This window comes from Rhodococcus sp. 06-462-5 (assembly GCF_002258315.1).
Classification (GTDB): domain Bacteria; phylum Actinomycetota; class Actinomycetes; order Mycobacteriales; family Mycobacteriaceae; genus Rhodococcoides.
In genome coordinates, this window is record NZ_NOYD01000046.1 from 1 (window position 1) to 11,537 (window position 11,537).

An 11,537-nucleotide genomic window follows, 5' to 3' on the forward strand; every position below is an offset into this window, starting at 1 on the left:
GGAGCCGGACGACGGTCCGACGAGCGATGCGGGACTGTGGAGCGACGGACCATGCGACGGCGACGGACCTTGCGAGGGTGACGGCCGGTGCGGCGACGGCATCGACTGCGGTTGCGGCACAGGACACGACGACACAGCCGAACCCGACGACACAGCCGAACCCGACGACACAGCCGAACCCGACGACACAGCCGATGCCGATACAGACGGCGACGAAGCGCTGGGTAAGGCTGCAGCACGCGACGCTGCCGCCGCGCGGGATATCCGTACCCAACGCGAACGCCAACACGACGCCCTCAAACTCGCGCTCCGGCAGACCCTCGCCTCCGGCACCCTCGGCACACACCGGGGCCTACCCGTCACCGCCATCGTCACCATGACCCTGAAGGACCTCGAAGCCGGCCGCGGCTACGCCATGACCGGCACCGGCTCCCGCGTGTCGATCCGCGACGCGATCCGCATGGCCTCCCACGCCCACCACTACCTGACCCTCTTCGACGACCACGGCAGAGCCCTCTACCTCGGCCGCTCCAAACGCATCGCCTCCGCAGACCAACGCATCGTGCTCATCGCCCGAGACCGCGGCTGCAGCTTCCCCTCCTGCACCCGCCCCGCAACCTGGTCCCAAGCCCACCACGTCACCGACTGGATCGACGGCGGCACCACCGACATCGACTCCCTCACCTTCGGCTGCGACATGCACCACGCACTGGTCGGCACCGGACCCGGCAAATGGGCCACCACCAAAACCGGAGCAGCACACAGATACCCGGGCCGCACCCTCTGGCACCCACCCACCGGAATGGACCCCAAACGCCACGGACTCATCAACCACGCCCACCACCCAGAAGAAGTCCTCTACCCACCCGACAACCACAACAACCCCGGCGACGCGGAACCACGACAACCCGCCTGACGGTCCGATCCAGTCTCAGAGCACAGCCCTGCCTGCAGCACGTGCAACGCGCGGCCATGTCGAGCGTGCGCGCACGTCCGGACAGGCGGCGTGCTGTCAGCCGAGAGATCGACCCAGCTCCAGACAGGAATCGTCGAAAGTAGTTGCGTACGGTGGGTTCATGATGGTTCTCGCGAGCAGGACGGCAGTACTGTCGCCGCCGGCCCGCTTCGTGTGGAAGGCGCTGATGCGACCCGACGTGCATCCGTGCAATCGCGGGTTTGCCTGGCCGGTGATGTTCGAGGACGCGACGCTGCCACGGGTCGTCGAGAGCAGCGAGTTCGACCGCGTTGTGTGGAGTTCGCCGTGGCCAACGGTTCCAGACATCCTGTTGCAGTTCGATCTACGACCTGAGACTCGTCTCCGATGGACGCTGCTGGCTCATGCCCCGGCACCGAGCGAGCGAACCATCGAATGGTTGCGCGATCAAGTCAGCCATCTGGTGAACGTCGATCTGCGACAGGCGCTGGGCTACTAGCCGAGCGAGGGCTATCTGTTGCCGCCGCTCGGCCCGTAGGGATAGCGCTTACCGACTGCGAACCACAGGATCGCCCCGACGATCGGCAGTATCACCACAACGAATGCCCACGCCAGCTTCGGCCGATAGCCCATGGTGCGGTCACGGGCGATCGACAGTAGTGCCATCAAGGACAGCAGGACGGTGACTGCACCACCGGCAGAAGCCATACCCGAGACGGTAGCTCAGCCAGCGCTGCGAACCGTCTCGATCCGTCTCGTCGCGATGCCGGCTGCAGTGTTCGATGTGCGAACGGCTACGGCAACTTGTCCCCGTTGATGGCGTTCACCCAGGACTCCGGACTCTCGACGAGCCATGCCGCGGAGTCCGTGACTGTCCCCGTCCGAAACTGGACGCGGAGCAGGCTGCGGCCGACCGTCTTGCCGGCATGAGATCCGGTCACGTCCGCACCGTCGATGTCCTGCAACGGTATTCGAAGCGGCGTTGAACTGCCGATGCGACGGAACCACAATTCGCTCTCGGTCAGTACGAGTGCGCCGTTTCCACGGACCTGCGCGCCACCCTTCGATCCTAGGCCGAAGAAATTCGCCATCGGATCCGACTTGGCCACGCTGGAATCGGCGAACTGTTGCGCGATCGCCGACTGCGACGACGAAGACAGTCGACCCACCAATACCTTCACGAGCACCACGATGCCCGCGACAAGCAGCACGACGCCCACAATGCCGAGCAATACAATCACTGTGACATTCATCGGCGAATCGTAGCGAGCTACGTCCGGTTTGTCCGCTCGGCTCCCTCTCTCGAATCCACCGCTGGATCGCTCGGCCGATGCACCGGATGAGGCGGTATCGAACGTGCCTCGGCAGGCCCGCTAGGCGGGGAAATCCGCGCTACGAGAGAGCGTCTCGTTCGACCGGATTTCGCCCAGGGTCTGTTCCAACGCGTCGATGACGGCGTCGTACCCGCTGTTGCCCAGGATCAGCCGGCGTGGCGGCGGGTCCTGGGTCATCGCCGCGATCACCGCACCGGCACCGCGATGCGGATCTCCCGGTTGCACTCCGTTCATGTCGACGAAGGCGGCCCGCACCTGTTCGAGCATGCCGTGGTATTCCGAAATCGCCTCCGCGACCGGCTCTTCGGCGAATCCGGCGTAGGCGTTCGTGCGGAACGCCCCTGGTTCGACTGCCAACACGGAGATACCTTGCTCGGCAACCTCCTGGCGCAGCGCATCGGTGACGGCCTCGATCGCGTATTTCGTCGCGCTGTAGTAACCGAATCCGACCGCTGCCAGAAGCCCGGCCACCGAGGACACGTTCACGATCCACCCGCTTCCGCGGGCGCGCATACCTGGTAGCACTGCGCGCGTCACGGACAGCACGGCGAAGAAGTTCAGCTCGAACATCGCCCGTATCGAGGTCTCGCTCATTCCCTCGATCGATCCGTACCAGCCGCGGCCTGCATTGTTGACCAGCACGTCGATACCGCCGAAGTGCTCTTCGGCTGTTCGTACCGCTCGAAGTACCTGTGCCGCGTCGGTGACGTCCATGGGCACGACGAGAACGCGGTCACCGTACTGCTCGGCCCACGACGCCAATTCCCCTGGACGCCGGGCGGTGAGTACCACGCGGTCTCCCGCCTCCAGCGCCACCTCCGCGTACGCCATGCCGAAGCCGCCCGGTGTGCCACCGGTGATGAACCACCGCTTGCTCATGGCTCGATCACCAACCGGTTGATCAGCGCGCCGTCCAGCGTGAATCGGTAGTGCAGGTCGACGACTCCCCCGGGGAAGTCGCCTTCCAGGTGCTGCACGACGTCGACAGTCGTGCCGGTCGTCGTCGCCCCGGTGAACTCTGTTGTGTAGGTGTACTCACTCTCACTGACCGAGGCGGTCAGCCAGGCCTCGATTTCGTCACGGCCCGAGTGATCGTGGCCCTCATCGGTCACCACGGCATCTGCGGTGAACACAGTGAGCGCTCGAGCGCCTTGTCGGGCGTCGAGTGCGGTCATGAACTTCTTCACGTTGTCCGGGAGTCCATCCCATTCTGTTGTCATGACCCCACCGTGATACTTCCCCCAAGGGGAATGTCAACACCGACTCCGCACCGGTTTCCGTGCCCGACACTCGGTCCCGCCTTCCTGTTGACCTTGCCCCAGGGGGAAACTTCACGATGGGCCCCAACCGACAACGCAAACGACGCAACGTACAGGAGGACGCCATGGGCGCACAGGTCTCGATCGGCGACTTCGCAGTGATGACCAGCCTCAGCAGAAAGGCGCTACGCCACTACCACGAGATCGGGATCCTCGAACCGACTCTCGTCGATGCGCACACCGGGTACCGCTTCTACGACACCAGCCAGGTCGATCACGCACACATCATCCGCCGATTCCGATCGCTCGGCATGTCCATCCCGGACATCAAGTCACTGCTGAGTGCAGAAGACGCCGCAGCCCGCACCGAGATCCTCACCAGTCATCTCGAACGGATGGAGATGCAGCTACAGCACACTCGCGACACCGTCGGCGCGCTGCGCGAACTACTCTCGCCCGTGCACGCACCCGCCGAGATCGAACTGCGCCTCGAGCCTGCCCTCGCCGTGTGGTCCATCGGCAGCACCGTCGAGGTCGCCGAGATCGACAGCTGGTTCGCGGTGACGGTCGGGAAACTACGAGATGCAGTCGCAGCGGCGACAGGCGACGACTCGGGGGTCGTGCCGGGCGGCCTGTACGACCGGGCACTCTTCCTCGAATCACGCGGCGAAGCAACGCTGTTCGTTGCAGCTCCACAATCGGTGGATCCCCCGGACGGTATCCGGGCCCAGGTCCTACCTCAGGCCCAATTCGCGGTCCTCACGCACTCCGGTGGTCACAAGGGTATCGACCGCAGCTACGCGGCCCTGGGGACGTATACAAACGAACGATTGGTCAGCGGCCGAGGACCGATCCGCGAACACTACCTCGGTGGAACGCCCTCGGAGCCGAATGCGTTCACCGCAACCGAAATCTGCTGGCCCATATTCGAAACCACTGCTACGTCGGAGTGATCCTCGACGAGTCGGGCGGGGACAGGCCAGCTCGACCGAAAGCCGTTGGCCCTGATCAGCGGACGAGTTCGTAGCGGGCCAGCCACAGTCCGGGCAGTACCTGACTGTCCTCGGTGTGCACGAAGCCGAGGGACTCGTACAACCTGCGGGCCGGTGGATTGTCTCGGCCGGTGGCAACGTGTACACGTTGTGCGACAATCGATTCCAATATCGCGTCGACCAATGCCTTACCGATGCCTTGTCGATGCGCGCGTGGAGCCACCACCAGGCGGTCGATCTCTGCCTCGGAGCACGCTGCAGCACCGAGGATTTCGTCGTCCTCCCGCGCGACGAGCCAATGGACCTGCGCAGCGCACAGATCGTCCACCGACTCGTGCAGCAGCGGGATTCGCTCGTCGCCGATCAGTCTCGCTTCGACTGCATACGAACTCTTCTGCACCGCGAGGATCTGCTCGGCCAGGGGCCGGTCTGCGACGGGGTCGACGCGTACGATTTCAATAACGGCCGCCGGCGGGAGCAGGCAGAGCTTCGAGTGCGGCAAGGTGATCCGGGCTCAACGTGAGCGAGGCTGCACCCGCGTTCTCGTCCAGACGTGAGGTGCGTCGGGTGCCGGGGATGGGCACCACGTGCTCACCCTGCGCCAACACCCAGGCCAAGGCCACCTGCGCAGGCGTCGCATCCAGTTCGTCCGCGAGGGCCGCGATGGCGTCGACGATCACGAGGTTCGCATCGAGGTTGTCCTGACTGAAGCGTGGCAGGCGAGCACGGAAATCGTCTGCGGCGGGCGCTGTTCCACGGAAGTTCCCGGTCAGGAAGCCGCGGCCCAATGGTGAGAACGGCACGAATGCCGCACCGTTGTTCTGCGTCCATTTCAGCGACGTGGCGAGGTGGTCGCGCGTCCACAGCGACAGCTCCGACTGCACCGCCGAGATCGGATGCACCTGCTGGGCCCGATCCAGTTGCTCGACGCTGAACTCCGAGACTCCTAGTGCGCGAACCTTTCCGGCCTGCACGGCCTCGGCCATCGCGCCGATGCTGTCTTCGACGTCCACCTCGGGATCGGGACGGTGCAGGTAGTACAGATCGATATGGTCGACGCCCAAGCGGCGCAGCGAATCGTCGATGGCCTGCCGAAGGTGATCGGGCTTGCCGTTGGGGCCCGAAATGACGGGTTCACCGGCGTCGCCGACGTGGGAGACGAGACCGCCCTTGGTCGCGAGGATCACCTCGTCGCGTCGGCTCCCGATGGCTTCGCCGACGACTTCCTCGTTGGTGAACGGCCCGTACACATCGGCCGTGTCGATGAAGTTCACGCCAAGGTCGAGGGCGTGCCCGATCACTCGGTCGGGGCTCTCCGTCCGATCGTCGGCCTTGTATGCCCAGGTCATTCCCATGCAGCCCAGGCCTATGGCACCCACCTCGGGGCCGTCGTTCCACAGGGTTCGGGTCGGTACGGTGCGTGCGCTCATGCACTCGACGATAGAGAAGAAAAAGCGTTGTCGCCCGAACTCGGCCTGGGGCTAGCATCGCCACATGGCTCTTCCGCACTCGAAGGTGTATTTCGGCGACCGTCTGATCGACGCGCAGGACGCGACGCTCGGAGTGGCAACTTCGGCCGTTCTGTACGGGCTCAGTGTCTACACCGTCTTCCCGGTGCAGGTGGACGGCGATCGGCGTACCGCGTTCCGGTTGCTCGATCACTATCAGCGACTGGTCGAGTCTTGCAAGATCATCGGCATCGACACGTTTGCCTCGCAGTGGACGTTCGAGCGATTCGTACAGGCGACGCGCGACGTGGTCGCCGCCAATGCCCCGTCGACCGAGGTCTACGTTCGGGCCACGGTCCACGTGGACGAGTCGATCCCGGGAACTCGGGTACGCGGTCTGCACACCACCGTGTCCATCTTCCTGTACGACGCCACCCCCATCGTTCCGCAGAATGGAATGCGGCTGAAAACGAGCGTCTGGCGGCGCATTCCGGACAATGCCATTCCCTCGCGCGCCAAAGTGAACGGCGCGTACGTCAATTCTGTTCTGGCCAAACAGGATGCGATCGACAGTGGCTTCGACGACTGCATCTTTCTCGACATCAACGGGCACGTCTGCGAGCTCAGTGCGGCGAACATCTTCCTCGTCCGCAATGGAGCGCTCATCACCCCCGACGTCACCAGCGACATCCTCGACGGCATCAACCGTCGGACCCTGTTGACTCTGGCGCGCGAAGAAGGGCTGACCGTCCAGGAGCGCACCGTCGATCTCACGGAGCTGTACATCGCCGACGAGGTCTTCGTGTGCGGCACCTCGGCGGGAGTTGCGCCGGTGTACGAAATCGACGGTCGGGCAATAGGAACGAGGGAGACCGGCCCGGTGACACTCACCCTACGTAAGCGTCACCAGGCCGCGCTCACCAGCGACGAAGTGCACGGCTGGGTGAGTGTGCTGTGAGTACTACGCCGGGCAGGTGGAGGTGAGTCCGGCGATCAATGCTTCGGAGGCCGGCTGTTCGAGTGGATCGGCGGCAGGGTTCGGACCGGCCGTGGTCCAGGCCAGCGATACCTGACGCTGCCCGTCCGGGCTCGAGAACGCGTAGGTGCGGTAGCCGAAGCCGTTGCCGCGGTTGCCGAACACCAGCTCACCCGAACCCGGGTTGCACGTGTCTCCGCCCAGCAGCAGACCGAGTCCGTACGTCGATGGCGTCACGACCTGCATCTCGTCGATCAGGTTATGCGGGATCAGCGTGCCGTCGAAGAGTGCTCTGAAGAAGGTGTTCATGTCGCCGACGGTCGAGACCACGGCGGCACCGGACGACCAGATGCTGGCGTCGTAATCGGTGACGTCGGTGTACGTTCCGTTCTCGAGGACATAACCGTGCAACGCGTTCTCGTCCAGAGCGGAATCGGTGGGGTACGTCGTGTCGGCCATCACGAGCGGATCGAAGATCCTGTCCTGCAACGCTTGTCCGATGGACTTGCCGTCCAGCTCGGTGACGATCTGTCCGAGGAGGACGTAATTGGTGTTCGCGTAGCTGAACTCCTGGCCCGGCTCGGTCGTCCAGGGCATCGCCAGCGCCTGAGAGATCAACTCCTCGTCGGTGACGGCATCGTTCGCGCGGGCGGCAATCTGCTCCGCAGAGTCGAATCCGGTGAAGTAGTCCGGAACGCCACTGGTGTGATCGAGCAGTTGGCGAACGGTCACCGGCCTGGGCAGCAGACCAGGAAGCAATTCGTCGACCTGCTGATCGAGCTCGAGCTTCCCCTCGTCCACGAGCTGCAGCACCACGGCAGCAACCATCGCCTTGGTGACGCTGGCGATCCGGACCGGGTCTTCGGCCGACGCAGCCTCGGTGCCGTCGCGCTCGACGAGCCCGGCGGCTCCCGACCACGAATTCTCGCCGTCGCGCACCTGCGCGACCGCGGCGACGGAACCGGCGTCGACCAGTGCGTCCAACGCGGCCTGGACGTCGTCGGTCTCGATGTTGCCGCTCGAGGGCGCGGTGGTGGTCGGCTCGACGGTTGACGGTTCATCGGTCGTCGAGCACCCGGTGACCAGCAGGGACGTCGACACTGTGAGGGCGGCGAGGATTCGTAGCTTGCTCATGTCTTCGACGCTAACTCCGCCCTGCGAAGGATTTCAGTGTCAAATGTCAGTGATTTTCGATGAGGGGACGGTGGGAAATAGGCTGCGATCGGCAATGTCGCGTTCGACCGAGGTGACGAACAGGTCCACTCCGAGCAAAGCTCTGGAATTCAGCGCGGGATACGAGACTGCGACCGAATTGCTGTCTTGCTCTCGATCACCGATTACCGCGATGTACGAGTCGCGATGGATTCGCGCACTCCGAATGCGGGCGCTGAGCGAACCTTCCTCGAGTACTTCGGCCCGGACCGATGCACGGAGCAGTCGACCGGCCAGCGACAGTGCTGACTGCGAGTGGGAAGCACCCACCGGAACTACGGCGACCTGCCGAGGGGCGAGCCACGGTGGCATTCGGCCTTCGTGCTGTTCGATGAGTAGTGCAGTCAGTCGCTCCATGGAGCCGAGCACGCCGCGATGGATCATCACAGGGCGGTGCTTCTCTCCGTCGGACCCGGTGTACTCGAGACCGAACCGTTCCGGTTGGTTGAAATCGACCTGCACGGTCGACACAGTGTCGTGATGCCCGGTGACCTGCACATCGATTTTCGGACCGTAGAAGGCCGCATCACCCTCGCCGACGGTGAACCGACGATCACCCAGTGCGTTACGTAGCTGAGCCTCGGCGGCGTCCCATTGCGATGCGTCACCCAAGTAGTGGCCGTTGCCGCCACGGACCGAGAGTCGGAAAGAGGGTACGAGTCCCAATGTTGCATAACATTTCTCGACCGATTCGATAGCGCGTCGAACTTCGGTCCCGACTTGACTTGGGCTGCAGAACACGTGTGCGTCGTCGAGTGAGATCTGCCGCACGCGGCTCAATCCACCCAGCACACCGGACAGTTCGCTTCGGAACATCGACCCCAGCTCCGACACTCGGAAGGGAAGCTCACGAAAGCTGCGCCCGCGTGCAGCGAAGATCTGGGTGTGATGCGGGCAATTGGCAGGCCGTAGAACATATTCCTCGCCCCCGATACGCATCGGAGGAAACATATCGGCCGAGAACTTGTCCCAGTGCCCGGATCTCTCGAACAGCGAGCGCTTGGCCAGGACTGGGGTGTAGACGCCGAGACATCCCGATCGTGCTGATTCCTGCGCGGCCAGCTTCTCCAACTCTGCTCGAATGATTGCACCGTCGGGCAACCACATGGGTAACCCGGCACCGATGGCCGGACTGGTCGCAAACAGATCCAACTCGCGACCGAGTTGGCGATGATCAAAATTCATGGGTACTCCACTTCTACTGTTTACCAAGAGAAGTGCCCAGATACGCAAGAACCCCGGGGCAACAACTCCCGGGGTTCGTCGATTAGGTCGGTGCAGGCCTACATCGGACGCCGGAAGAAAACCGGCGTCGTCGTGTGTGGCTGCGGGTGCATCATGGCGACGACGCTACAACGTGCCTGCGATGGCTGGCAAGGGCTGATCAGCGATCGACCTGGCAGAAGCGGAGGTTGTTGGAGAACGGATCGGTGATCGTCATGGTCGGTCCGCCCGGTGCGTCGGGGTCGATTCCCGGTCGGCTGCGAGGGTTGTTCTTCTGCAGCAGTTCGGCATTGAAGGATCTGACGTCCGGGATCGGTATCCACACCGATGTGCCCGGTGTGCCGTCGCCGTAGTGCTGGGAAAGATCCAGGACACACTGTCCGCGCGAAATGCGCACGTACAGTGGCAGATCCGGCTCGAAGCGATGCTCCCACTCGACCGCGAATCCCAGGTAGTCCACGTAGAACGCACGCGCTTCGGCGTCGTCGAAGATACGGAGAATCGGAACTGCCGAGCCGAATGCCTTCATGACGTCGAGTGTGGCATCCCCAGCAGAACTTTCACCGCAGCTTTGGCCGCAGCGGCAGATTCGGGTAATTCGGTGATGGCCGCGGTGGTTTGTGCACCCTCGGCGAGGAGGGCGATCTGCAAGCCGACGGTCGGCTCACATCCGGCCTCGACTGCCAACTCGGTGACGTAGTCGATGAAGTTCCTCTTGTGCTGCTGCGCGGCTTCGGCGACCTCGGGCATCGTGGCCCCCAGTTCGCCGAACGAGTTTATGAAGGCGCAGCCGCGAAAGTTGTCCTCGCGGAACCAGTGATCCAGGAAGTCGAAAATCGACAACAGTTTCTCGCGGGGCGACTCGTACGCAGCCGCGGCGGCTCGTATGCCGTCGTTCCACTGGCCGGTGCGACCCCGGAGCACCTCGGCGACGATGGCGGTTTTCGACGGAAACAGCGAGTACATGCGCTTGAGGGAGATGCCTGCTGCTGTGCGAAGTTCGTCCATGCCGACGGCTTGAATCCCGCGCGCATAGAACAATTCGTCCGCGGCGTTCACTACCTGTGCCCGTCCGATTTCCGTACTGGTCATCGTCTACCCCTTGCCGAGAGAACCAACGTTCTCTACAGTAGTCCACATGCGGCGAGAACGACCGTTCTCCTGCTCGATTTCAGGACCACAGGAAGGCAGGATCATGGCGTACATCAACGTCGGAACCGAGAACTCCACCCCCGTCGAGGTCTACTACGAGGATCACGGAACCGGTCAGCCCGTCGTGCTCATCCACGGCTACCCACTCGACGGCAACTCCTGGGAACGTCAATCGCGCGCTTTGCTGGATGCCGGATATCGCGTCATCACCTACGACCGCCGCGGATTCGGCCAGTCCAGCAAGCCCACCGTCGGATACGACTACGACACCTTTGCCTCGGACCTGGACAAGGTCCTGACCGAGCTCGATCTCACCGACGTCGTCCTGGTCGGATTCTCCATGGGCACAGGTGAACTCGCCCGGTACGCGGCGAAGTACGGCACGGATCGCGTAGCCAAGTTCGCGTTCCTCGCCTCGCTCGAGCCGTTCCTGCTGCAGACCGACGACAACCCGACCGGCGTCCCGCAGTCGGTGTTCGACGGCATCGACAGTGCCGCACGGGAGGATCGTTTCGCCTGGTTCGAGAACTTCTACAAGGACTTCTACAACCTCGACGAGAACCTCGGGACCCGCATCAGCGAGGCTGCGGTACGTGCGAGCTGGAACACCGCGACCGGTAGCGCTCCCGTGGCCGCCTACGCCGTCGTGCCCACTTGGCTCGAAGATTTCCGCGGCGATGTGGAGAAGGTGCGCGAATCGGGCAAGCCCACGCTGATCCTGCACGGCACGGCCGACAACATCCTGCCGATCGATTCCACCGGCCGTCAGTTCCACAAGGTGTTCCCGGAGGCCACGTACGTCGAGGTCGACGGAGCACCGCACGGACTGCTGTGGACGCACTTCCAGGAAGTGAACGACGCGCTGCTCGCGTTCGTGAAGTAAGAGCACTGCGGCGGCAGGCACTCGGCCTGCCGCCGCATTGGGGCTAGACCGCGACGACGCCGTCGTGGTCGCTGTAGACGATCTCGCCCGGGTTGAACGTCACGCCACCGAAGCTGACCGGAA

15 protein-coding genes and 1 pseudogene are annotated in these 11,537 nt (G+C 63.7%); 5 read left to right on the forward strand and 11 right to left on the reverse strand.

Annotated elements, in window-relative coordinates; genetic code table 11:
• Together CH251_RS19890 and CH251_RS19895 are read left to right on the forward strand one after the other, a co-directional pair.
• Positions 1-916: HNH endonuclease signature motif containing protein (locus CH251_RS19890; protein ID WP_143537864.1), on the forward strand; the 916-nt coding region annotated here is incomplete at its 5' end.
• Between the two features lie 160 nt (positions 917-1,076).
• Positions 1,077-1,433, forward strand: a complete 357-nt coding sequence (locus CH251_RS19895) for a hypothetical protein (protein WP_094614691.1) — start codon at positions 1,077-1,079, stop codon at positions 1,431-1,433.
• Between the two features lie 11 nt (positions 1,434-1,444).
• On the opposite strand, the gene CH251_RS19900 is transcribed toward CH251_RS19895, so the two are convergent.
• The 4 genes from CH251_RS19900 to CH251_RS19915 form a co-directional block, all read right to left on the reverse strand.
• Positions 1,445-1,642, reverse strand: a complete 198-nt coding sequence (locus CH251_RS19900; protein ID WP_094614692.1) for a PLD nuclease N-terminal domain-containing protein — start codon at positions 1,640-1,642, stop codon at positions 1,445-1,447.
• Between the two features lie 86 nt (positions 1,643-1,728).
• Positions 1,729-2,187 (reverse strand): hypothetical protein, encoded by a 459-nt coding sequence (locus CH251_RS19905; RefSeq protein ID WP_094614693.1) that lies wholly within the window; start codon positions 2,185-2,187, stop codon positions 1,729-1,731.
• A gap of 120 nt (positions 2,188-2,307) precedes the next feature.
• Positions 2,308-3,147 carry an SDR family NAD(P)-dependent oxidoreductase gene (locus tag CH251_RS19910; RefSeq protein ID WP_094614694.1) on the reverse strand — a complete coding sequence of 280 codons (840 nt, stop codon included), beginning with the start codon at positions 3,145-3,147 and terminating at the stop codon, positions 2,308-2,310.
• Positions 3,144-3,488 carry a nuclear transport factor 2 family protein gene (locus tag CH251_RS19915; protein ID WP_256979192.1) on the reverse strand — a complete coding sequence of 115 codons (345 nt, stop codon included), beginning with the start codon at positions 3,486-3,488 and terminating at the stop codon, positions 3,144-3,146. The genes CH251_RS19910 and CH251_RS19915 overlap by 4 nt, the downstream gene beginning before the upstream one ends.
• Positions 3,489-3,652: 164 nt before the next feature.
• Between CH251_RS19915 and CH251_RS19920 the strand changes: the two genes are divergently transcribed.
• On the forward strand, positions 3,653-4,480 hold the full coding sequence (locus tag CH251_RS19920) for a MerR family transcriptional regulator (protein ID WP_094614695.1): 828 nt from the start codon (positions 3,653-3,655) through the stop codon (positions 4,478-4,480).
• Positions 4,481-4,535: 55 nt separating this feature from the next.
• On the opposite strand, the gene CH251_RS19925 is transcribed toward CH251_RS19920, so the two are convergent.
• Both CH251_RS19925 and CH251_RS19930 read right to left on the reverse strand, forming a co-directional pair.
• The gene (locus CH251_RS19925) at positions 4,536-5,021 is read right to left on the reverse strand and encodes a GNAT family N-acetyltransferase (RefSeq protein WP_179273491.1); all 486 of its coding nucleotides are present in this window, start codon (positions 5,019-5,021) and stop codon (positions 4,536-4,538) included.
• On the reverse strand, positions 4,975-5,949 hold the full coding sequence (locus tag CH251_RS19930; RefSeq protein ID WP_094614697.1) for an aldo/keto reductase: 975 nt from the start codon (positions 5,947-5,949) through the stop codon (positions 4,975-4,977). Before CH251_RS19930 ends, CH251_RS19925 begins: the two co-directional genes overlap by 47 nt.
• A 64-nt stretch (positions 5,950-6,013) precedes the next feature.
• On the opposite strand from CH251_RS19930, the gene CH251_RS19935 reads away from it, so the two are divergent.
• A complete protein-coding gene (locus tag CH251_RS19935; RefSeq protein WP_179273490.1) occupies positions 6,014-6,925 on the forward strand; it encodes an aminotransferase class IV in 912 nt (303 codons plus the stop codon).
• Positions 6,926-6,928: 3 nt separating this feature from the next.
• On the opposite strand, the gene CH251_RS19940 is transcribed toward CH251_RS19935, so the two are convergent.
• From CH251_RS19940 to CH251_RS19955, 4 genes are all read right to left on the reverse strand, one after another.
• Complete coding sequence (locus CH251_RS19940) at positions 6,929-8,077, reverse strand: serine hydrolase (RefSeq protein WP_094614698.1); 1,149 nt, start codon at positions 8,075-8,077, stop codon at positions 6,929-6,931.
• A gap of 39 nt (positions 8,078-8,116) precedes the next feature.
• Positions 8,117-9,340 (reverse strand): threonine--tRNA ligase, encoded by a 1,224-nt coding sequence (thrS, locus tag CH251_RS19945; protein ID WP_094614699.1) that lies wholly within the window; start codon positions 9,338-9,340, stop codon positions 8,117-8,119.
• A 199-nt stretch (positions 9,341-9,539) separates the two neighbouring features.
• On the reverse strand, positions 9,540-9,908 hold the full coding sequence (locus CH251_RS19950) for a glyoxalase superfamily protein (protein WP_094614700.1): 369 nt from the start codon (positions 9,906-9,908) through the stop codon (positions 9,540-9,542).
• Positions 9,905-10,471 carry a TetR/AcrR family transcriptional regulator gene (locus CH251_RS19955; protein WP_094614701.1) on the reverse strand — a complete coding sequence of 189 codons (567 nt, stop codon included), beginning with the start codon at positions 10,469-10,471 and terminating at the stop codon, positions 9,905-9,907. The genes CH251_RS19950 and CH251_RS19955 overlap by 4 nt, the downstream gene beginning before the upstream one ends.
• A gap of 103 nt (positions 10,472-10,574) precedes the next feature.
• Between CH251_RS19955 and CH251_RS19960 the strand changes: the two genes are divergently transcribed.
• Complete coding sequence (locus CH251_RS19960) at positions 10,575-11,414, forward strand: alpha/beta fold hydrolase (RefSeq protein WP_094614702.1); 840 nt, start codon at positions 10,575-10,577, stop codon at positions 11,412-11,414.
• 43 nt (positions 11,415-11,457) lie between these two features.
• On the opposite strand, the pseudogene CH251_RS19965 reads toward CH251_RS19960, so the two are convergent.
• Positions 11,458-11,537 (reverse strand): annotated as a pseudogene (locus CH251_RS19965) (S-adenosylmethionine--2-demethylmenaquinone methyltransferase); the annotation flags it as partial.